This window comes from Pseudomonas sp. GL_093, from assembly GCF_057837605.1.
Genome location: NZ_JBYQNN010000002.1, coordinates 68227 through 88649, shown reverse-complemented (window position 1 = coordinate 88649; position 20423 = coordinate 68227). Strand labels below are relative to the sequence as shown.

Annotated in this window: 26 protein-coding genes; 15 read left to right on the top strand and 11 right to left on the bottom strand. The window is 53.0% G+C overall.

Features of this window, described 5'->3' with window-relative positions; genetic code table 11:
- The first annotated feature begins 27 nt into the window (after window positions 1-27).
- Window positions 28-819 (top strand): hypothetical protein, encoded by a 792-nt coding sequence (locus AC3IUE_RS33120; protein WP_489269592.1) that lies wholly within the window; start codon window positions 28-30, stop codon window positions 817-819.
- A 48-nt stretch (window positions 820-867) separates the two neighbouring features.
- Here AC3IUE_RS33120 and AC3IUE_RS33115 read toward each other — a convergent pair whose 3' ends face one another.
- The 4 genes from AC3IUE_RS33115 to AC3IUE_RS33100 all read right to left on the bottom strand — a co-directional run bounded on the left by AC3IUE_RS33115 (window position 868) and on the right by AC3IUE_RS33100 (window position 3897).
- Window positions 868-1206 (bottom strand): hypothetical protein, encoded by a 339-nt coding sequence (locus AC3IUE_RS33115; RefSeq protein WP_489269590.1) that lies wholly within the window; start codon window positions 1204-1206, stop codon window positions 868-870.
- A 48-nt stretch (window positions 1207-1254) separates the two neighbouring features.
- On the bottom strand, window positions 1255-2007 hold the full coding sequence (locus tag AC3IUE_RS33110; protein ID WP_489269588.1) for a hypothetical protein: 753 nt from the start codon (window positions 2005-2007) through the stop codon (window positions 1255-1257).
- Between the two features lie 133 nt (window positions 2008-2140).
- Window positions 2141-2974 carry a hypothetical protein gene (locus AC3IUE_RS33105; protein ID WP_489269586.1) on the bottom strand — a complete coding sequence of 278 codons (834 nt, stop codon included), beginning with the start codon at window positions 2972-2974 and terminating at the stop codon, window positions 2141-2143.
- 56 nt (window positions 2975-3030) lie between these two features.
- Window positions 3031-3897 carry a hypothetical protein gene (locus tag AC3IUE_RS33100; RefSeq protein WP_489269584.1) on the bottom strand — a complete coding sequence of 289 codons (867 nt, stop codon included), beginning with the start codon at window positions 3895-3897 and terminating at the stop codon, window positions 3031-3033.
- Window positions 3898-4172: 275 nt separating this feature from the next.
- Here AC3IUE_RS33100 and AC3IUE_RS33095 point away from each other — a divergent pair, with 275 nt between their 5' ends.
- A complete protein-coding gene (locus AC3IUE_RS33095) occupies window positions 4173-5078 on the top strand; it encodes a hypothetical protein (protein WP_489269582.1) in 906 nt (301 codons plus the stop codon).
- Complete coding sequence (locus tag AC3IUE_RS33090) at window positions 5071-5634, top strand: GNAT family N-acetyltransferase (RefSeq protein ID WP_489269580.1); 564 nt, start codon at window positions 5071-5073, stop codon at window positions 5632-5634. Before AC3IUE_RS33095 ends, AC3IUE_RS33090 begins: the two co-directional genes overlap by 8 nt.
- Window positions 5635-5755: 121 nt before the next feature.
- Here AC3IUE_RS33090 and AC3IUE_RS33085 read toward each other — a convergent pair whose 3' ends face one another.
- The 4 genes from AC3IUE_RS33085 to AC3IUE_RS33070 all read right to left on the bottom strand — a co-directional run bounded on the left by AC3IUE_RS33085 (window position 5756) and on the right by AC3IUE_RS33070 (window position 8284).
- On the bottom strand, window positions 5756-6460 hold the full coding sequence (locus AC3IUE_RS33085; RefSeq protein ID WP_489269578.1) for a GNAT family N-acetyltransferase: 705 nt from the start codon (window positions 6458-6460) through the stop codon (window positions 5756-5758).
- Window positions 6461-6666: 206 nt separating this feature from the next.
- Window positions 6667-6993, bottom strand: coding sequence for a hypothetical protein (locus AC3IUE_RS33080; protein ID WP_489269576.1), 327 nt, complete (start codon window positions 6991-6993; stop codon window positions 6667-6669).
- Between the two features lie 347 nt (window positions 6994-7340).
- The gene (locus AC3IUE_RS33075) at window positions 7341-7817 is read right to left on the bottom strand and encodes a GNAT family N-acetyltransferase (RefSeq protein WP_489269574.1); all 477 of its coding nucleotides are present in this window, start codon (window positions 7815-7817) and stop codon (window positions 7341-7343) included.
- Window positions 7818-7867: 50 nt separating this feature from the next.
- Complete coding sequence (locus AC3IUE_RS33070; RefSeq protein ID WP_489269572.1) at window positions 7868-8284, bottom strand: hypothetical protein; 417 nt, start codon at window positions 8282-8284, stop codon at window positions 7868-7870.
- Window positions 8285-8666: 382 nt separating this feature from the next.
- Between AC3IUE_RS33070 and AC3IUE_RS33065 the strand changes: the two genes are divergently transcribed.
- From AC3IUE_RS33065 to AC3IUE_RS33015, 11 genes are all read left to right on the top strand, one after another.
- Window positions 8667-9092, top strand: coding sequence for a LexA family protein (locus AC3IUE_RS33065; protein WP_489269570.1), 426 nt, complete (start codon window positions 8667-8669; stop codon window positions 9090-9092).
- A complete protein-coding gene (umuC, locus tag AC3IUE_RS33060) occupies window positions 9085-10359 on the top strand; it encodes a translesion error-prone DNA polymerase V subunit UmuC (RefSeq protein ID WP_489269568.1) in 1275 nt (424 codons plus the stop codon). The genes AC3IUE_RS33065 and umuC overlap by 8 nt, the downstream gene beginning before the upstream one ends.
- Window positions 10360-10560: 201 nt before the next feature.
- Window positions 10561-10941 (top strand): hypothetical protein, encoded by a 381-nt coding sequence (locus tag AC3IUE_RS33055; protein WP_489269566.1) that lies wholly within the window; start codon window positions 10561-10563, stop codon window positions 10939-10941.
- A gap of 42 nt (window positions 10942-10983) precedes the next feature.
- The gene (locus AC3IUE_RS33050) at window positions 10984-11214 is read left to right on the top strand and encodes a hypothetical protein (protein WP_489269565.1); all 231 of its coding nucleotides are present in this window, start codon (window positions 10984-10986) and stop codon (window positions 11212-11214) included.
- Between the two features lie 348 nt (window positions 11215-11562).
- Window positions 11563-11961 carry a hypothetical protein gene (locus AC3IUE_RS33045; protein WP_489269563.1) on the top strand — a complete coding sequence of 133 codons (399 nt, stop codon included), beginning with the start codon at window positions 11563-11565 and terminating at the stop codon, window positions 11959-11961.
- A gap of 94 nt (window positions 11962-12055) precedes the next feature.
- Window positions 12056-12295 (top strand): hypothetical protein, encoded by a 240-nt coding sequence (locus AC3IUE_RS33040; protein WP_489269561.1) that lies wholly within the window; start codon window positions 12056-12058, stop codon window positions 12293-12295.
- 26 nt (window positions 12296-12321) lie between these two features.
- Window positions 12322-12612 (top strand): helix-turn-helix domain-containing protein, encoded by a 291-nt coding sequence (locus tag AC3IUE_RS33035; protein ID WP_489269559.1) that lies wholly within the window; start codon window positions 12322-12324, stop codon window positions 12610-12612.
- 389 nt (window positions 12613-13001) lie between these two features.
- The gene (locus AC3IUE_RS33030; protein ID WP_489269557.1) at window positions 13002-13376 is read left to right on the top strand and encodes a hypothetical protein; all 375 of its coding nucleotides are present in this window, start codon (window positions 13002-13004) and stop codon (window positions 13374-13376) included.
- 310 nt (window positions 13377-13686) lie between these two features.
- Entirely contained in the window at window positions 13687-14274 is a 588-nt protein-coding gene (locus tag AC3IUE_RS33025; RefSeq protein WP_489269555.1) for a hypothetical protein, read from the top strand.
- 42 nt (window positions 14275-14316) lie between these two features.
- Window positions 14317-15558, top strand: a complete 1242-nt coding sequence (locus tag AC3IUE_RS33020) for a DNA methyltransferase (protein ID WP_489269553.1) — start codon at window positions 14317-14319, stop codon at window positions 15556-15558.
- 341 nt (window positions 15559-15899) lie between these two features.
- Window positions 15900-16166 (top strand): hypothetical protein, encoded by a 267-nt coding sequence (locus AC3IUE_RS33015; RefSeq protein WP_489269551.1) that lies wholly within the window; start codon window positions 15900-15902, stop codon window positions 16164-16166.
- A 109-nt stretch (window positions 16167-16275) separates the two neighbouring features.
- Here the strand turns inward: AC3IUE_RS33015 and AC3IUE_RS33010 are convergent, their stop codons facing one another.
- The 3 genes from AC3IUE_RS33010 to AC3IUE_RS33000 are packed head-to-tail and all read right to left on the bottom strand — an operon-like array spanning window position 16276 to window position 19257.
- Window positions 16276-16893 (bottom strand): hypothetical protein, encoded by a 618-nt coding sequence (locus AC3IUE_RS33010; protein ID WP_489269549.1) that lies wholly within the window; start codon window positions 16891-16893, stop codon window positions 16276-16278.
- 3 nt (window positions 16894-16896) lie between these two features.
- Window positions 16897-17379, bottom strand: a complete 483-nt coding sequence (locus tag AC3IUE_RS33005; RefSeq protein ID WP_489269547.1) for a hypothetical protein — start codon at window positions 17377-17379, stop codon at window positions 16897-16899.
- A gap of 57 nt (window positions 17380-17436) precedes the next feature.
- Window positions 17437-19257, bottom strand: a complete 1821-nt coding sequence (locus tag AC3IUE_RS33000; protein ID WP_489269545.1) for a DNA cytosine methyltransferase — start codon at window positions 19255-19257, stop codon at window positions 17437-17439.
- Between the two features lie 545 nt (window positions 19258-19802).
- On the opposite strand from AC3IUE_RS33000, the gene AC3IUE_RS32995 reads away from it, so the two are divergent.
- Entirely contained in the window at window positions 19803-20417 is a 615-nt protein-coding gene (locus AC3IUE_RS32995) for a hypothetical protein (protein ID WP_489269543.1), read from the top strand.
- The last annotated feature ends 6 nt before the right edge of the window (window positions 20418-20423 follow it).

Sequence of the window (20423 nt, the reverse complement as noted above, 5' to 3'; positions counted from 1 at the left end):
GGATCAAATACATCACAGGAATAGCCAATGAATGAATTCTATAAAATCACCCCTGATGCTCAGAGGGCGGTCGCAGCCTTGAAAGCGATGGAACCTATGGTTCTCAGCTTCCACCACTCAAGAGCACTTGGCCTCGAAGTAGTAATCCCCGAGGAAATCGAGAAAGCGTATGTCCTGATGCATGGTGAAGAAGGTCAGCGCTTTATTGACTTATTGCTTGGACGAACCACGACACTGGCATCTTGCACGACCAAAGTATTCATGCGCTTAGACGACGCCCCGGAAAGCACGGCGAAGGATGCTGTCGCGGAGCTTCACAACATTGATCACCAGGTGAAGGAATTGAAGAGCGCGGATCTGGGTGGCGAACAGTCACTCCCGCACCTGGATCAAACGATTGTCGAAACTGCCTATGGCCATCTGGAGTCGTATAAGCACGCACTGAAAAAGCCGTACGACCATGACTGGGCGAGTTCTGTCTCATCTGACTATTGGATGCTCAATTCGTTGCTGTTCCTGGGCAACCTGGCTAACAGTGGTTTGAGTGACGAAGGAATAAACCAGCTTCAACTCATCGAACGTGAGTTAGGCAAGGTCGAGCGCGGTACCGGGCTGGTGAAAGGAAAACCGCTTTTTCATCTACAGCTCAATGGAAGCTCCGAGCTGCTCCCCATCCATCATGTGGAAAAGCTCCCGCATGAAACCGGCTATTCCACACTACTCAGTATCCAGCAATGGGACGATGGCGGAACGCTGCTCTCAATAAACGACTCGTTGTTCTTGAGCCCTGAGGGGCTGAGCATCCGGGCGCAGCCATGATTGTTCGGGGCCTGCTAGTCGCGGCCCCTAACAAAGTTTCTTCCCGGTTCAACTTTTCGGCTTGAGCCCGATTCCGCGTTCAAGCAGCCAGTCGACTATTTTCGAGTTACAGAAATCAGAACTCGATGCCACGGCGTAGCATTCGCCGGTTTGCAAAAGCGCCAGCTGACTGCCGTCCTTGAATGTGAAAATCGCGAGCTCAACAGCGATTTCCAATCTGATCGCCTTCGCCAGCTTCTTTGATTCAGCAAGCAGCCAATCAAAACCTTTGTCCTTCCGGTCGGCGAGTTGCGAGACCAACTCTACAGATAGCGGGACCGTCTTCTTCTCTTCCTCGTAAATGAACAACGCATCAATACTCGCCATCAGGTCATCATTGTCTTTCATATCTGCGCTCCATTTCGGCCTGTGCCACGCTGTAATCTCGGACGGCGATCATGGCACGTCCACAATGACGCTTAGACCACTCTCAGAATTGATTTCGACCTTCAGATATCCGCCCCTAGCCGCAAATGCCCAACGACTCGCCAAGGTATGAAATTTATTGAAGGGACTCGCGTTTCTGAATGCAGGGTAGGCAGCAACCAACGCATTCCGCCACATCGGCCACAATGTGGGTGAGTCCTTGAAGAGCTCCGTCATTTGTATCGCCCACTCTTCAATCTCTTCGTCGGTCATAGGCTCTTCGGGCTCTGAAACCAGTAGCGAACCATCATCGTTTACAGATACGTTCAGGAAGCCTCTAGAAGAGGTATTTCCCCATCTACTGACAACTTTACCAGGCGTCATACCAGGCATCTGGGCGTTGTACACAGGCTGAGAGGTAATCGCAGCTGCGCGCCAAACCTTCCAAAATGGTGATTTTTCCGGATAGATTTTAGCCAATCGTTTACAACCCGAGACCAGACTCCACTCTTCAAGCTCCTCGGCGGTTAAATCGATATCGATACCTCGATTCCACGAAACGGCCGCTTCAGCAGCTTTTTCCTCCTCGCTCGCATCCCACGGAACCTTCCTCCGAACAACCTCCATATCGTGGGTAGAATCGTATCCGCATTCACATACTAGAAAGGCTACGCACTGATCATCCGTAATCCGTGATGTAGTAACTGTAAAATGCTGAGCGTTCTCGCATTGGGGGCAAGCAATGACTTGACCTTGAAGATCCGTTTTCGCAGCGTTACTCATGTCTCGACTCCAAAATCGTTGGCCGGAACCCCGGTACCCTTTATCTGCGCACACCAATTAAGGGCAGATTTCGACCGCAACATAATGAAGTATATTTCCCGATCTTTCCAGAAATATCCTTACCATCGGTGCTTTAAACCCGCCCCATTTGTAACCTTCGCAATAACGTTCTTGCCGTAACCAGTGTGAGATGAAGCTTGAAGGTTGAATGCTCTTCGTCCGAGATGCCCGGATGCGATCCGTCGCTGTGAAGCATGCGAAACAACCCTTGGATGTACCCCTTTCCATCTGCACCCCACTCTCCCCTCACCTCAGACAGAAACCCCTCTTTCCCGAGTAGTTGGATTCGGTTGTTCAACGTGTGCGAGGGGGCATCTTGTGCTGAAAATCCTGCTGCGGTGATGCTATTGATCAGCTGCTCCATGAATGTCCTAAATTGGGCATTCGCGGCAGCCCAATCGCCGCGCGTATGGCAGTCGATGGCTTGATCCAGATGAGCGAGTGCTACCTGCATGCCGTAATGTTTGAGCAAGCGATGCAACTCATCATCGCTATCCGGGAGATCCACACTCGCTGGCAGTGATCGTCTTAGCCATGGGGGAGAACCTTGGGCGCACTCCCCGGCATCCCATGAAACCACGAAACCGTCTCTCGCCAAGCTCCGCCGCAGGTTCTCTTGGGTGGGATCTGTTACGCCGTCATACATCAATGCAACGGCTTCACGCACTAAGGCCTCTGCAACCGTTACCAATCCGTCCTTGGTGAGCACTCGCTGATCTGGGTTCAGCAGCACCTGGTGGCTCAGCTGAACCACCTTTTTGGCAACGCTGATGCCGTCGCCAAATGGCACGAGGCTATTCAAGCTGAGCCTTTGAACCATCTGATCAAATTTTGCCTGTGTCATCCGTTCAAGCAGGACAGCGCCAGCCAAGATCGTCGGACGCGTGAAGCTCAACTCATCAGCCATATTCCCTCTCCATTCGGATGGGGCTCGACTGACACGTCGAGCCCTTAGATATTCAACTACGCATTCGCGCCACTCGTACTAAGGGTCTTCCGCAGCAAGCTCGGGTATTCCCGTACAGTCGAAGCGCCCTTCCATTCCTCATGACCGAAATCGTCAGGGAGCTGCTCAAGGCGTTGCGAAAGGTCACCTAGATCGATCTTGCTGGTACTACGGGTGAAAAGATGAATTCGCGCTCCGCCATCGGGGTTGTACATCCCTCTCCAAGCAGGCTTAACCATCAGGTATTCGTTCGACTGGCACCAATTGGCACGCTCAACTGCGCGGCGGTGGTCGACGTCATGAACATACGGTTCATCGGCGATCACGTACCCTTTCGATTTAGGGTCGTACCAGACACTCACATGATCCTGGCCAGGTATCGCCTGCGTCTCGTAGTAAGTTCTGCCGAGGTACGTCTGCCTTTTCCGTGGGTAGGCAGGACCGGCCTTGTTCACAGGCTTCAATCCCGTCACTTCCATGAACATTAACGCCCGTAAGGCCTCAACGGCCAATCCTCTGGCCATGGCCTGACTCGATGAGAATTCCTTGGTCATGAGTAGGTCTGGGCCCGCAAGGTAGAACATGGCCAACCGGGGGCCAGCTTTGCGAGGCGCGAACATCTCGCCCACGTGCCTGGTAAATGGGTAGGTGAGAGTCTCGGTACCTTGCTGTCCATTGGCGCGGTCTATCCACCTGGCCTCGATGCAGACCACCGGCATCGACTCAGGGAGTACCTTACGCGCAGCGTTCCAGTTAGCGAGACCTGCCTGTTGCGATGCAAGGCTCAGGGCCTGAGTTCGAGTGCAGCCTTCAGTTTTTTCAAGCAGGGATGCGCGGTGTTTAACCCCATTGAGGGTGCGGGGGGACTGAATCGAAGAAGTCATAGCAGCTCTCTCTGGCCTCATAGCGAGCGTCACCCGTTTACCGCCCACGTCAGGCCTCGAAAGTGCTAGACGCGAGAAAGTGTGTTGAACAGCAGTATGCCGGAGGCATTTTGCGATAACGGGTGACAGGCCACTGCAATGACCGCCGTTAGGGTGCCAGAGCTCAATCGCCAGATCAATACTCAGGCAGGACTGTGTATGCATACAGCGCCATCAAAAAGGAGTTATTCTGCCACCATCAAATCCAAGGTTATCCATGCAGAAGGACACAGCAATTGGGCCAAGAAATCCCCTTGATTCGATCTTACGATGAGCTCCTCGCGCGGCCACTGTACGCCCCATCGCTTCACTTCCACCCCAAAGCCAGCCGTCGATTCGGCAGCGTGATTTGTCCGACTGATTTTTCTGATAGTGCTCCTTGCGGTATCGCGTCATGTCGCACTCCGCACCTTCATGGCTACCTGATCACCACCAGCGATGGCCAAGAAACCAACATCGGTGGTCATTGCGGGAAGAAGCACTTCGGTATCGAATTCACGAAGGAACGCCGCCGAGTCGACCAGGCACTTGTGCGTATCCGGCGAATAGCTTCGATCCGCGAACTTCAGGCCGTGCTCCCCAATCTCATCTTGCAACTGGACAGCCTTGAAGCAGATCACCGATCTCTCGTCGAGCTGAAACAGCGACTGATGGGAGCTATCGGAGCTGACGTTTTCTCAGTGCTCAAGGTTCGGGCTGATCGAGGTAACAACGTAGTGACCCGGCCCCGGCCGATGACGAAAAAAGAGGCGGACATCTACTTTGAAACCTCTAATCGTCACCATGGTGATGGTCTGGGCTGGCCAACAAAGGATGAGCCGGTGGCCACGCTTGAAGGGCTTGCTTACATCAAGGCAAAGGCGAAGGACATCATCCTTCTCAACCTGGTGGAGCCCCTGCGCAATCTCGCACGGATCAAAGGGGAGGACCTCGAAACCATGAAGTCGCGGGAGCTGGGGATGTGGTCAAAGCTTGTCGGTGATTTACCTGTACGCATCAGCCAGGCTCAAGAAGTCGTTCAGTCTGGATGGCGATTCTTCGCCCCATCTAACATCCAGTCGTTGACGTTCATTGGAGCTGACGCGAAGACTTTGCGCCCCATGATTGAGGCCTTGGAGCAGGTGGCTAAAGCACGTGGGTAGCCGTCCGGATCTGCTGGTCGCCCAGGTGCACGAATCACTCAGCGATGAGCAGCTCGAACAGATCCTCGATCTGGGTTTGGCCAACTATGTCGACGCCTATCGCGTCGACATAGCTGATGCGCCGCAGGAACAGTTGGAGAAGGCCAAGAGTGCATGGGATCTGGAGCTTTCCAACCACCTTGGCGCTCTACAGCATCACGTCCAAGCGGGGACTGAGATCCCACCCCTCACGTTGATCCTGGCTCAAGTCGCTCGTACAGGCCGGGTCGCTGGGTTCCTTCTTGCAGAGCAGCTCCTTGAAAGCCGCAAAGCCTGTGAAATCCGATTTGTGGTCGTTCACAAGGAGTATCGCCAACGAGGGCTACTCGGCAAGATGATCAGCGCACTTGCATGCAGCTATTCAATGATCAAGCTTGATTGTAAAGACGAGAGTTACTTTCTCAGCGCGGGATTTGTTGTCACTGGCGAGCTTGGAATGCACAAGCTGATGCAGTTTGGAGCGTTATCGGACGGCAAGCCCCGCTCCCAAACCTCGCCGGAGCTCTTTGCAGGCTGATACAGTCTCGCGCCACCGTCAGACCCCCCGAACCTGCTCTTAAGGCGTGGTCGTTAAATGAGAGGCTCAGGCTGGGCCTCTCTCTGGTACCCCGCCGTTACGCCTGTTCTCCCAATTTCCGCTATTCGCCCGCTTTAACACCGAGACGCTCGCTCACGAAAGCGACGGCTTTTCGATTGATTTGCTGTGCCTGGCGCTCCAACTTTTTCTCGGCGCTCAACATCGCTTTTCGACCGTACTTCTGGAGCAGTTGCTGCTGAATTGCCAACACTGGTGGCATTTGGTAAATCGCCCTAACATCCAGAACCGCCATGACACCATCAGCGCTGTAGCTGCGAGTGTTCATTCGGACTTGGGTCTCCCGATGACCCACTACCTGAAATCCGAGAGCTTCGTAGACCGGCACCTTCTCCACAAAGCAGCTGAGCTCGGCGTGGGGATAGCGGGCAAGCATTTCTTGAATCATCAACCGGCCAATACCGTTGTTCCTGTGGCTGGCGCGAACGGCCATGTAGGAAACACCGCAGGCATCTGCCACGCCTTCCAGAGGCTGGTAAAGGAGGAACGCCAGTGCGTGGCCAGGCTTGCCCGGCTCGGTGGCCACAATCACCTCAGAGCGCCTTTGCGGTGAATACCCCATGGACGACAGGTATTGGCCGACTTCAAGTCCAAGCGCTGTTTGGTGAAGCGAGTACAGCTCGTTGCTTGGCGGTACGGCGAGGGTACCGATTGAAGTGAGATGCTCCGCAGCCATGTCCACCAGCTGATTCAGGATGGTACTCGGCGGCGGGCGGTTGTAGTGGGTGATTACTGAATCGTTACTCATGTGAATTCCTTACTCAGAAGCTGCATTGGCAGAGCAGGCGCAGACACGAATGGAACTGTCACCCGCCATAGGGGGCTGTGCCTACTCTCCAATACCGCCTCATCTGGTTATGTTTGACGCGAGCCTGGCATGAAAGAAAATTAGACGGACTTTGCTCCCGACCAATAGCAACTACCGGCGAGGCCGGGCGCAGTTGAAATCAATCGTCAGTAGACGCACACAATTTCAGCCAGGCGGGCGTAGAGCTTGGCATTTGCATTCGATGCCGCCTTCCCTTCCGCCAGCTCACACAGCACATCCATGAAGATCACGCCGTCGGGTTTATCGATTCGCACGAGAGGCTGCGGAAGTTGCGATGCTTGTAGGAATTTTCCAGCCAGCAATTCAACCTTCTTCTTGCGTTTGTTCTTCGCAAAGTATTCCTGCAAGGGTTTGGCTAAACGCCTGATATCCGCAGCACTGCCGGTAAAGATGTAGCTGCCGCAGTTATTGCAACCGTCCTGGTCGAGCAGACCGAAAACCTCAAGGGCCATTTGTGACTCCATCCAGTGTTTTTTAGGTTTAACCGCCAAAATGGCAGGGATTGATATCTAATAAACTCGACGAATATTATACCCAGAGATAATTTCTAACAACGGATTATTTCATTGCCAGTCACTGTTCAATGTCGTGCTTTTTCATCCAACCATTTCGATAGGCATAAAAAACCCCGCCCGATGAGGGCAGGGTCACAGCGTTTCTGTAGGGGTGAAGACTTTGCGGTACGAGCCCTACAGTGACTAAACCAATGCCAAATGCTGTGTGTAGAAGTGTGGGTCATAAGTCCTTAAAGCACAACAAGACACAATCTGGAGTTGCTTCGTAGAGCTTGCATGCTGGATCAATCGAACAAGCGACAGTATGCAAACGCGGGTTGACCGGAAATGTTGTCGGTTGTAGGCCTTGGGCTTGCAGACAGAAACCGTTCCGCCACACGCTGCGAGGGAATATTGGACACCCCAACTATCGCCTCGACGTAGAACCTTTGGAGTTTCTTCCTCAAGCCGTGCCGGAGCTCCGATACGCTTTTCTCTAGCACAACATTTGCCAGGCCTTTATTACGAAACGGCTTGGCCACAGCGTACCCAAGCGCAAAGCATTGAACGTCGTCGATAGGCTGCGACAGCACATAGACGGCAGTCGCCTTAACGACGCCCATCTCGATCAGCGCGTAAGTGAGTCGAGCCCCGTCTACATTGTAATCTTTCAACACATAGAGATCCGGATGCAGCTCACACGCGATGGGGGCGATCCGCCCACCACGTAGTGCCTCCTGAAAACTGAGCAGTCCATCATGCGGGTCAGTCATCTCAGCCATCGCTGGTTCCTCAAATTTGTTTGTGTTTGCCTGCTTGCTTGTTCCGGAACCTATTCCTGCGCAGCACCAAGGACGGGCTTATCGTCAGGAGTCCAGAGACGAAGGGTTTCGTCACTAATCTCAACCCTCCAATGCTCTACGACCGCCTGACCATCTTGAACACGCCGCACAAGAACTTGCTTTGTGCCCGGCTCAACAACAACGCAGCCAAGCCGCCCCATTCCTGGATAATCGAACCCACCTCCCAACACGAACACCTTTGCGGTCACCGGTTTCGGGCAAATACCGTAGCCGTAAATGGGAAATGCATTGCGGCCATCGACTGACACTTTGTACCCAGGTACGAATGCAAACGTCATAGGCCCCATGTCCTTTCGAAACTCATCATGTAAGGATTTGAACCAATCTTCGGCCGCTGCATTGCTGGCCGCCACTGATACCAGGAGCGCAATAATAATGGGCTTCATTTTCAATCTAGATGTGTCCCTGACTGGTGGATGTCCATGATTGGATTAACGGGGGGCTCGACGCTCTCTCAACAAATCGGTCTTGGAGTGACAACAGTCGATTGCTCCCTAATCGACGCATTTTTCAGCGCGCTCATTGTTGTCGCTCAACAAACTCGGCAAGTGGTACTGCCGAACCAAACCAAACCCCTCAACGAGATTATCCATATAGATAATTTTGTGCAATCTTAATTGCTGTCGGGGATATTTATTCTAAGCCTGCCATAACCGCTAACCCCCCGATGGGCGATGGTCACTCGTCGAAATTTCGTGCCAGCGATTGACCGGCCGGGAAAGCGTGAGTTTACTGTATATTCGTACAGCACCGCCTAAGGCACTAATCATGAGCGTCACCATTCTTGGCCCGCTGGCAGAAGCCGGGATCAAGCTACCTCTTTTTTCCCACAAGGTACCAGCTGGCTTCCCTTCGCCCGCCGCAGATCACATCGAACAGAAGATTTCTCTGGATGAGCTGCTGAACATCCGAGCACCACATATCTACCTTGTGCGGATCGGTGGTAGGAGCATGGAGGGCGCAGGCATCTTTGACGGTGACCTCGCGGTCGTAGATCGGTCAATAGAACCGAAACACGGGCACATCGTTATTGGCTGCGTCAATCAAGAGCCGACTTGCAAGCGCCTACTATTGCGCGAATCAAGCATCATACTGATGCCAGAAAATACCGATTTCCCCGCGCGGTACATTCTCGAAGGCGACGAATACACAACTTGGGGAGTCGTTACCTTTAGCGTGCGTAGCCATGCTTAAGCCCGAGCCAGTATTTGGCCTCATTGATGCGAATTCGTTCTACGCCAGCTGTGAGCGCGTGTTCCGCCCCGACCTGGCCAAGACTCCTATTGTTGTCCTTAGCAACAACGATTCCTGTGTGATTGCGCGCAGCTATGACGCGAAACCGTATGTGAAAATGGGAGCGCCATACTTCCAGATCAAAAACGAGTTACGGCGGCACGGGATAGTTGCTTTTTCAAGTAACTACGCGCTTTACGGCGATCTCAGTGAGCGCGTCATGCTGTTGATCGAATCTATGGTTCCAGCCTGTGAGGTTTATAGCATTGATGAGGCTTTTGCCGATTTAACCGGTATACCGGGTGACTTGGACGCCTTCGGCCGCCGTATTAGATCCACAATCTTTCGCTGCACCGGAATACCCGTAGGCGTGGGCATTGCGAAGACAAAGACTCTCGCAAAGCTTGCGAACCACACTGCCAAGCGTCTTCAAGGGCAAACAGGTGGGGTGGTGAACATCTGTGACGATTTCAAGCGCGACTGGGTACTACGCAACACCGACGTCGCTGAGGTCTGGGGCATCGGTCGCAGAATGAAGGCTCATCTTGCAGAACTTCAAATTAACTCGGCCATGGATCTGGCGCAGGCAGACCCTCGGATGCTGCGCAAGAAATTCAGTGTGGTTGTTGAAAAGACCGCGCGCGAACTTCGCGGCACTTCTTGCCTGGAGCTGGAAGACGCTGCGCCTGCTAAGCAAGAAATTTGTTGCTCGCGCGCATTTGGGAAACGGCTAAAGGAACTGTCCCCGATCAAAGAGGCGGTGGTCACCTACATGATGCGCGCGGCCGAGAAGCTTCGGGCTCAGCACTCCCTGTGTCGGAAGATCCGGGTCAGCATCCGAACGGGAATGTTTAACCCTGAGGAAGCCAAGTATGCCAATGGTGTGCTGGTCGAGTTGCCCTACCCAACTGATGACATTCGCCTCCTGACCAAAGCAGCAGTTGGCGCTCTCGACCAATTGTTTCGACCTGGATTCAACTACAGCAAAGCCGAAGTGCTTTTACTCAACCTGTGTCAGCGAGGCGAGTATACCGATGACCTGTTTGCGACCTCACAACCGGAAGCAACCGAAAAGGTCATGGGCGTTCTTGATGAGATCAACAGCCGGTGGGGCCGAGGAACATTGCGAATCGCCAGCGTGCCTTCAGAACCTGAGTGGGCAATGCGCAGGGAGTTGATGAGCCAGAGCTATACCACCCGCCTGGATCAGCTGTGGCAGGTTTCATAGACCCGCTTGTCTTCTACCTCGCAACGCAGAATGAGACCTTGCAGTGGCGGCGCACACCAAAACAGCTTAGCCATTTATATATCTTTGTTTGCCATTTATTATCCTGCTGTTTAATATCTCGTTGTTCGACCAGCATTTTTCAGTCGTATCCCTCAACCATCTAGGCGATGGAACAACCAATTCTGAATCAGGATCAACGGTATGAGTAAGACCCTGCATGATGAGATCGTTCGGGAGGTGAATATCGGCATCTTGGATGAGATGGCTGTGCACCCGAAAGAAGAGCTAGCCATGCTGGCTTTGAAAATCAAGCATGGGCCAAATCCAAGCGCCAGCGCCCTAATTCTGGCGTTGGCTGACATGCTTCCAACACCACGCAAGGTGACAGATCAACGACTGTCGCCTGAGGAATTCAAAGCCGAGTACCGCAATCGCGGCTGGAATGGTTTGACCTTGGCGGAGAGGTGGGGGCGCGGCCCCGTGTGGATGAGCAGAGTCGGTTCAAGGCCTGACCGAGATGCGTTCTTGGACGACGCTGTCATGGGTTTACCCGATCTGACAAAACAGCCCAAGGATGACTGAGTTCATGGCAACCAAAAGCGTTCGGGAGTAGGCGAATTTCAGATGGTGCAAAGCTACCAACTCACATTCAGAGATCCAGAGAGCACTACAGTCATTGATGTGAAGGGCGCGAATCCAAGAAATGTGGTCGCTGGTTTTTTCTCTTCAGAGATTGGCCGTGGTAAGGCCGTTGTGAATCAGATTCGGCCGGTAATTCTCGCCCTGGTGCCAGAGGTGCTGGACAAACCGTTCACGCTGACTCAGGGCAGCTGGGAGCTTCAGATACGTATTTGATGCCGATGAAAGACTCGCTCGAATACCCTAGGCGATTGGACTGGAGAAAACCATGACGGCAAATTCCGTCGAAGCCGCATTTCGGGATGCAAGCTGGTTAAACAATCCCGATGTCCGCACGCCCAAAAAGGCCCACGTTTTGAAGGCCGATGGAAAACCTGCTTGCGGCCTTCAGGCAATGATGTGTGACCCATTGCCTGCGGAATCGATCCCTATCTGGCAACGATGCGGTAGGTCAGGTTGCAGCACCGCCTGGCCACCCAAAGCGCCGCCCGACCATGGGTAATTCATGGCAAATCGTAACGCCCGTTTACTGACTCTCCCAATCGTTTGTGCTCGGAAACCATCATGAAAATTTACCAGCGCTTCTACATACAAACGGATTCCCCCGGTGAGATCGAGCAGCTCGTAAATGATGTTCTGAGGAATCCCAATGGCGGCGGAGGCATGCAGCCGATAGTTGTCCAGCCGGGCCCCCACAAAGACTGCATAACGCCTAAGCGTGACATTTTCTTCTCCGTGATATCGCCGCCAACTCCAGATGACCATACGGGATGGTTCTACTTGGGCTCTCCGATTGACTTCGGTACCGAAGCGGCAATACACGTTGCTGAAGCGCTGCACAGAAGCGACTTAGTCATGACATTTGCCACAGACACCACCAACGCCGCCGACGAACTTGAGCCGCCCGCTCGAATCGTCGAGGAAGGACACTCTCTGTTACGACACGTTGATCTGCGCCGGTAAGATCGCTGACTTTCTGTAATCCCTGCCCGCCCTCGTGCGGGCTTCGGCAGTACCAGGGCGTGGTTTACGCGCCCGCATAATAGAGGGCGAGACGATGGCTACAACTGAGTTGAATCATCAGCAGGAAGCACGTTGGACTTCGCTTCTTGGCCTGATCGAAGTTTCTGATGGCCAAGGTGCTGCGCTTGATGCTGGTGGCCGTGCCGAAGGCTACGCATTGGGCCTCTTCGACGCTGGAGTCCTCACAGAGGACGCGCGTGAGCGCTTGGCACAGATCGCTTCAAAGGCCACAGCCAGTAAAGTTGATCAGTTGGAACGAGAAGCGAACGAGTAGGAAACTCATCAGGAGGTAGTCGGGCGATGCCAACTATTGCCGCGAGGCTGAAATCTGAACGTAAGCGCCTGGCCCTCACTCAGGCTGACATGGCTAAGCGTTGCGGCATATCTCGGGAGATTTGGTGTCGCTATGAGCAAGGCAACGGGCTCCCAGGTAGTGAAGTTTTACAAGCGTTTCTGAAAGCCGGTGGCAACGTTCACTTCGTTTTGTCAGGTGAATTTCCAGCAGAGGAAACACTGCTGATCGAACGTTTCAGGGCGTGCCCGAAGATCCTGCAAGACGCAATCTTGCGGGCATTGAAAACAGAGCACTGAGTTACGGGAAAATCCCATGGGAATCTGGATTGAGTATCGCTGTGAAAACAGAACCGCGCCGTCATCCGGTGATCGCCTTTCATCGTTTCGTTCAGGTATTCACAACACACAGCCGTAAGTAGGAAATTTCGATGCTCACAATTCTGAGCCATATAGTTTTGTTTCTCACTGCGGCCATAGCCGGCAAAGTCTGTGCATCCCAAGGCTTTAGACAGTTGGGGATCTGCGCATTCGTAACCTTAGAGTTGGGCTATCTGACTTTCTTTTTCGGTAGCTGGTGGATGGGCCTGATTTTGATGTTGGTTGGCTTGATGATCGTCCTTCGCTGTGAGCGAAAGGCCTCTGCTAACAGCACCGACGTGAAAACCACGAGTTAAGGGAAAAAGACCATGAACACACTGCCACCCGGAGCCACGGAAATTCCACGCTCCACTCTGGAAGCCAGAGCCAGGATTTTCGGCGAGCATTCTGCTGCTGCATGCGCGTTGAAAGAGGCCGATGCTCGGGTAGAAGCCGGGGAGGAAGTTGCCTTCTTCAATATTGGTGAAAAGATCCTGGTTGGGCCGAGACCCACCGAGCCGATTAGCCCGCGACCCAGTGGCTTCTATCGCGTTAAAGAAGACGGTAAGTGGACAATTGCAAAATACAATGCTCGTTGGGGTCGCTGGGATTCGATGGGGGAAGGTGGCTATTGTGAGGATGATTCTTGGCAAGAAATTGAACCTGAACCAATTCCAATGCCAGTTGATGACTGCCAGGGCTAGGATAATCCCGCCGATGTACACCACAAGCCCGCTCATGCGGGCTTTTTTGTCGCAGCAATTTCCGAAATTTGCATTTATTTCAGAAGCCGACAGCCGTTACGCATAGTTGCTAATCCCCCTCACCCGGCCTGCTGTTTGGCAAGCTCCCACAGATCACCCAAAGCATTTTGAGATCGTCTCTGAAGGATTTTTTTGCGCCTGCGAAACTCGCTTACCCGTGTTTTGTGGATTGTACAAAACACGGAACTGGACAGCTCTCCAAACTCGTTTATAATGGACTTATACCGTAGTTTATTCAGGAGCCGATTTCATGCAGCCACATACCAGTTCATCAGTAGTGCCTCGCCTTTGTGGACATCAGGCTGCATACACATTTGATCGCGCCCGCAACAGCAAGGACGCGATGATGCAGCAATCCGATGCCCGTAAGACGCTTTGCCCTGATTGCACGGAAAAGCTGATCGGTTGGTTGTCTACTTCGGAAACCAAGTCTTTTGCTATCGAGCTTCCTGAGCTCAAAGGCACCCCTAGGATGATTCCGTGGGCGCGCCGACTACGTGGCCAGGTGAAGGAAAAGTATGCGCCTGTAATGCAGACGCTCAGCGAGAACAGCGACGACCCTCTCGCCCGAGCAGCTCTAGCCGCCTACAACCTTCTCTTCACCATCGAGTCGTGCAAGTTCTGGATCGACAATGAAATGTTCAAATATGACCGCTGGTGGGTAGCCAGCGAGATTTCTTCGCTGGTCAAGGCAGAGGATCGGTTCGGCAAAAAGTATGCGTCGTACTCCGCCTATGGCCATTACCGCAACTGGGGGCCTCAAAAAATCCATCAGGCGATCAAGTCCATCAATTGGGATGGGGGCGAGTCCGAGATGAAGGCAGTCTCCGGCCTGTAATAGGTCGCCAAATTACCAACGTCACTGCTGACGGGAACCAATATGCAGCTTGAGCTCTTCAGCGCAGGTCAGATCGCGGCTTTGTACAAGGCGCATCCGGACGTTGCACTCGACAACAAAACGCTCTACTCGCTCGTGTCAGAGCGTTTCAGTATCTCCAAAGATAGTCTGGGTCGAAGAGTTCCTATCGGCGCTTCAGCAAGCCTCCACAGCCCTCTGAAAAGGGGGATTCGCTGGATACAGCAAACTTTGAAGCAGGCTCAAATAATCGAGCGTGTGAAAGGTGAGCGCGGCGTCTGGAGGCTCACGGAAGAGGCGAAACGTGATCTGCACCCAGCCAAGCCCGGCGTGAAGCTTTTGGCTTTTCGGACAGATCTCGGAATGGCGGTTTGGGGGGGAAGCGAGGACATCTTCAAGCGTCTCACTGTGCCAATTACGCTGTGCTTTACGTCCCCGCCCTACTGCCTACGTGAGCCCCGTGCATATGGCAATCCAGACGAGCGTGAGATCGTCGATTTTATCTGCACCACCCTTGAGCCAGTGATCGACAATCTTGCCGAGGATGGCTCACTTGTCCTGAATGTAACTCAGGACGTTTTCCTCGCGAAGTCGCCAGCACGCTCAACATATCTGGAGCGCCTGGTGCTCACAATCTGTGACCGATTCGGGCTCTCTTTGATGGATCGCATCGTGTGGCAGAATCCAGCCCGACCACCTGGTCCGGTACTTTGGGCAAGTCGAACTCGGCAGCAACTCAATTTTAGCTATGAACCCATTTTGTGGTTCGCGAAAAATCCGCTGATGGTGAAGGCTGATAACCGTCGGGTTCTTGAGCCCCACACAGACAAGCACATCAAGCTCATGGAAAGCGGCGGAGAGAAAAGAACTGCTAATTATGGCGATGGTGCATTCAAGATTCGTCCTGGCAATTACGGGCGTATCACTCCCGGCAAAATACCGCGCAACGTCCTGGTACGTGGCCATCGGTGCGCCTATGGACTCCAGTATCGGAAGGCAGTTGCTGATCTAGGTCTGCCTGCCCATGGCGCTGGCCAACCATTCTCGGTACCGGAATTCCTGATCCGGTTCCTGACAGAGGAAAATGACCTTGTGGTAGATAGCTACGGGGGGCGGATCATGACTGGCTTGGCTGCGGAATTGAACGGCCGATCATGGTTGTGCGGCGAGAGAATGCTCGAATACATCCGGGGGGGCGCTGAACTGTTTAGAGGTCGACCAGGCTTTTGGTTGAATCCACACCTGAAAACGCTGACACAGGGTTGACGTTAAGGGCTCAGCGTCACACCTTCCCTTCCGAGCTTTTAAGTGAGCGTTTTCACTGAAAACCCGATTTTCAGCAATTGTTGAAACTGCCCTATCGAGTGAAATCACCTCTGGAGCAAGAGGTGATGCATTCGATCTGTTGTGGGCTTTCGTATAACAAGGGCTCTGACGAGGCACTCTAACGATGGCCTGAGATTTTGATAGTTACTGTGAATCGCTGGGGTAATATTCGCAGCACAACACCGTCCCGTCCTTTCGGGGCTTCAGCAGATGGATGCGGCCTTCGTCGTTGGCATCAAAGACGCGGTCTTCGCACCCGCCAGTACCAGAAGGATTTGTCTATGATCTTTTCAATGAGAGCCGAGTGCCTAGTTGATTTCAACCGGTTCATGGCTTTGGTCAAATCGGATGATCTGATACTTAATCATACGGTACATCCTGATTCTGACGGTCTACCTGACATACAGGTGGAGTTTGTATCGAACGCCACCTTGGGGCAGATCGCCGATGCGCTCCGTCGTGTGCCAGATGGACTTACGATGCTACAGACTTTGCGCCCTGAGCCGCTGACAGAGAACTCTTTTGAGCGTGACTACGCTATCCATTGATCACGGAAAACGCTGCACTACTGCCTGCCATCTGCGGGCATTTTAGTCGCAGCTTTTTGCTAAAAACTGCATCTCTTTCGGAAGCCAACATCTGTTGGCATGTCGCCCCTTATTCGCAACCTGGTGGTACCGGGCCGTACACATGTCCGTGGGCGATATTGGTTAGGAACCCCGCGCAGACACCTAGGTCCGGAATACCGCACAGACCAACAGTCACACCGTAGGGGTTGTCCAAATAGGTCAGTCCGTCATCGGCATCAAAATCGACAAAGTTATTTTCAACATCCTGGCCATTCCCTGCCAGGAGATCCGCTAACAACTCCTGCGGGCTGGGCAAGCCGAGTTCATCCCATCTGCCAGACTGAATCATCCGGTCGACTCGCTCCGCCTCTGCGGCCTTGATAATTTCCTGTTCTTGCTTTAACTCGAACTCTGCACGCAACCTTGCTTCCAGCTCGGTATGCAGGTCGCGCTCGATGACTGTCAATTCGAAGTACTTCCGATAGTCCGCCGCTAATTCCTCGACATCAGAAAAGAGTGGCGGTACACGTGCACCGTATCGTGGATGGCTACTCCAAGCTTCACTTTCCGCTACCTCGAAGACCTCAAATAGGGCGTCTTCTTTCCAGCGGTTGGCCTCTTCAGCGCAGCCAGGCAACGTGCACAAAACACGATAATGCAGCCAGTCCAGACGTGCTTTGAGACAGCGGGCAAATGCGACATGCATGGATTATCCCCCGGCCGCGTCAACGACAGCTGGATGATTTGATGGAGGCGCTTCAACGGTACTGGCGACCAACTCGACAAAGTCAGCGAGTAGAGCGTCGTCGAAAACCATCTTCGCGTAGGAGTGAAATACCCGGAATCCGCTAGCCTCAAAGAGGTTTCCACGGTCTCGGTCTTTCTGATAGGCGGATTTGGATGAGTGATATCGAAAGCCGTCAAATTCGATGATCGTGTTCGGTTGGATGAAGATGTCTGCGCGGAACTTGCGCCCAGGTATTAGCCCCTCCTTTTCCCATTCAGGGAGACCAGGAAGACGCACGCACAAAGCGTCATACAAAATGGTCTGAGGGTCGACCTTGTTTGCGGAGGCCGAACGAGTGCCGCCCTTAGGTGCTCCTTTGCGACTCTTCGCTTTTATATCTTCGGCGATAGCGCGGGTAATCCAACCACGCTTTACCGCTTCTTCAGGGTCAATTCTGAGGCTCATCGCAAAACCTGTAACTACGGTATTCGACAACTATACCGTAGTTACCGGGCAACGTAATCACCCCATTCGCATTCCACGCTGAGGCTGTGACGGCTCTGGATCGGGAGCCAGCGCAAGGGAGAACTGTTCCATTTCTAACTCGGCCTGTTGAACCTGTTCTTTGTGTTCTGTAATTGCAGCAACAAGCGCAGGGGTGATGGCTGGCGCATTCTGCTCTAACTTCATTACCTGAGGTGCTGACTTCGCCGTGGGGTAGCGAATCTTGATCGACTCACCTAGCTGAATGTCACCCAGTGTCAGGGCTTTGTGGAGGATACCTACGCCATTGCCGATATCTTGGATGGCCATGCCAAGGTCATTCATTGTGATCCTCCCTTCGTAGGTAACCCCTGCCAGCGGCTTGCGAATCTCGCTTACAACCATGTCTGCCGTATCGGCTACTTCTGACTTCATCGCATTGATCAGCTCGCCAACATTCGACGGCCTCTCTGGCAACCGGCCGACGAAGCTCAATAGCGACTCGGCAATGAGAGTACCTACCTTTTCAAAGGGGTCATAAACGATGCCTTGACCAAGCACCTCGTGGGCAATCGTAGATGACAATCCGGCGATCAGATTTTCAGGTACCTGTTTGAATCTTGCATGTTCAACAGCCGTGAACTGCCGCAGCAAATTGGGATCAGTCGGGTGCATGAGTTTCGGGTCAGTTGACCGTACCTTTTGATAACCCTTGGTAATGGTGCCAATTTTGGTCGCGTCAGCGCCGAATACCCGCATCGCAAAATTGCTACCATTCTCCAGATCCCGTTTCATTTTGTCTTTGAGACCTTGCATCTCACTCCAGGCGGGATCGTCAGGGGGGATTGCTTCCAGGTACTCAGACAGCGGTATTGGGTTTTTGATTGGTTGCTGCAACATCGACCAGTCAAAGGACATTCCTTCAGTCACCGCAACCATGACCCAGCGCTTGCGGGTATCAACAGCGTTGAAGTCTTCGCCATCAATAACTGTTTCGTAAGTCTTGTAGCCAAGGTCTTTGAGCTGAGTTCGAAGAATTGCGGCGGAGGCCGAGTTTGCGTAGGGGATAACATTCTCGAATGTCCAGAATGCTGGGTTTACCCGCGCGAGAATCACCAGGGCGCTCACAATAAGATGGCCAACATCAGGATGCTCTTCAGGGACACTGGTCTGTTTTTTTGCCTGACCTGCTACCGAGGCGCCTGAACACGGCAGCCCCGATTCTCCGCCCTCACACAACGGAAGCTGTTCTACAGCTTTCTGGTCAAATGCAATGTACTGAAGAGGAGCCCCGAGAGGGATTGTGTTTTTATCCCACGCATCATTGGCATGAGAGGCGTGTTGCAACAGCTTTGTCCGAATCTCGTTCGCGATGGCCAGTCGAGTTTTGACGCCACCAGCTTCCATTCCCTTGTGGAGAGCGTGGGTCAAGATCCCACCACCGTGTGAAAGGCTTGCGATGTTTAGAGGCTCACCGGTTTCAAGCTTTCTGCGAAGCCGATTTAGCCGCTCTTTCTTACGCACCTCTGTCGCCAGCGGCAGGATAAACACCTGCCCTTCGCGCTGAACCAACCGTACGGCAGACATACCGTCGAAAAGCGCCAACATCTCGGTGCTGTTCAGATCGATGACGGGCAGCTCGCGATCACCTCGCTTCTTCGTAGTTACTACGCGTGACCCATCCGGATTCGCCTGAATAACAATTGTGCCCCCCTTCATGTGGACATCGTAACGACTGCCTGGAGTGATGGAGGCCGTTGTCAATGGAAGCCCCTCAAGCCAGATGCGCGGTCTACCTCTGTTGCTGCCAATCTTGCTTACGAAGTAGCCCGACATGGCCTGGGATCGGTTCTCTGACATGGTGATCTGTTCCTCACATCCGGGTTGCTGGCGCAAATTACATTGGTTGATAATGTTATACCGAAGTAAATTTAAAACCAGGTGCAATGCGTAATATAGTTCTCACGCCATAATACGCAGATTCTGCGTGTAATTTCTTGCAAAGTTACTATGATTATATATAATCAAATCGAAGTTTCGGAGATCTGACATGGCACCTATCAAAGATGACCACCGATGGAATGAAGATTTGGTAACCAGGTGCGCTGATGAAGTCGTGCTTGCGCGCATTGACGGGGTCGACGCATCCGACGCCATCGCGCAATTTGCATCCATAAAAAGGCTTCTGGTAACTCCAGAAGCAGTCCACGCCATCAACAGCGCGGCGGACAAAATTGAACGGAGCGCAACGCTAGTTACTAGTGCTTTCTCAATGCGAGAGGTTGAGGCTTCACGCTCGAACAGTCGTTGCTTGTAATGCTGGATTAAGCCCGGCAGATTCACCTGGTAGCAGGTGCAGCTGAAAGCAGATAAAGAATTCAAGGAATCATATTTGAGGGATTTGAATGAATAACGTTTATGCACTGAAGACGAGTCAGACAACTCAAAGCGCCTTAGCAAAACGCGCCGCCTCGTCGTTTATGGATTTGCTCACGCGTCCGGTCGAAGCAGCCAAGGGAAATTCAATTCCTCAAGGTATGCCAGCGCGCGGCCCGTACGATGGCCAGATCTTGTACCTCAATGGTGGCACTCCGCATTTTGGTACCTACTGCGAAACGGATGCGCTGCGCAAAAGTCGGCAGTACACAGCCAACTCGATAGAGCTGCGCTGTGACGCGCTTGCTATCGCAATCTACTTGAGCGGTTTCCTGCAATACCAGGTAAACACCCCCGAGGATCGCAGCGTTACCGGCAACCGAGTCTCCACGTATGGCGGCATTCGCATGTTCGCCTATCGACACAAGGATGTGCAGCCCTGCAAACAGGCGACTATCAAAGATCGAGGTGAGATCCTTGCGACTGTCCATGGCTGTTTCGTTGAGATGTATAACGAGCTGGCGTTGAAGTACAACATTTCAGGCCTGCCTTATGAGTGGCTCACGCTGAAGTCTTCCCACAAGGAAATCTTTCCGCACCTGACCCTCCGCCTGGAAGACGCAGAGCGGATGCTTGAACGGTGAAATATC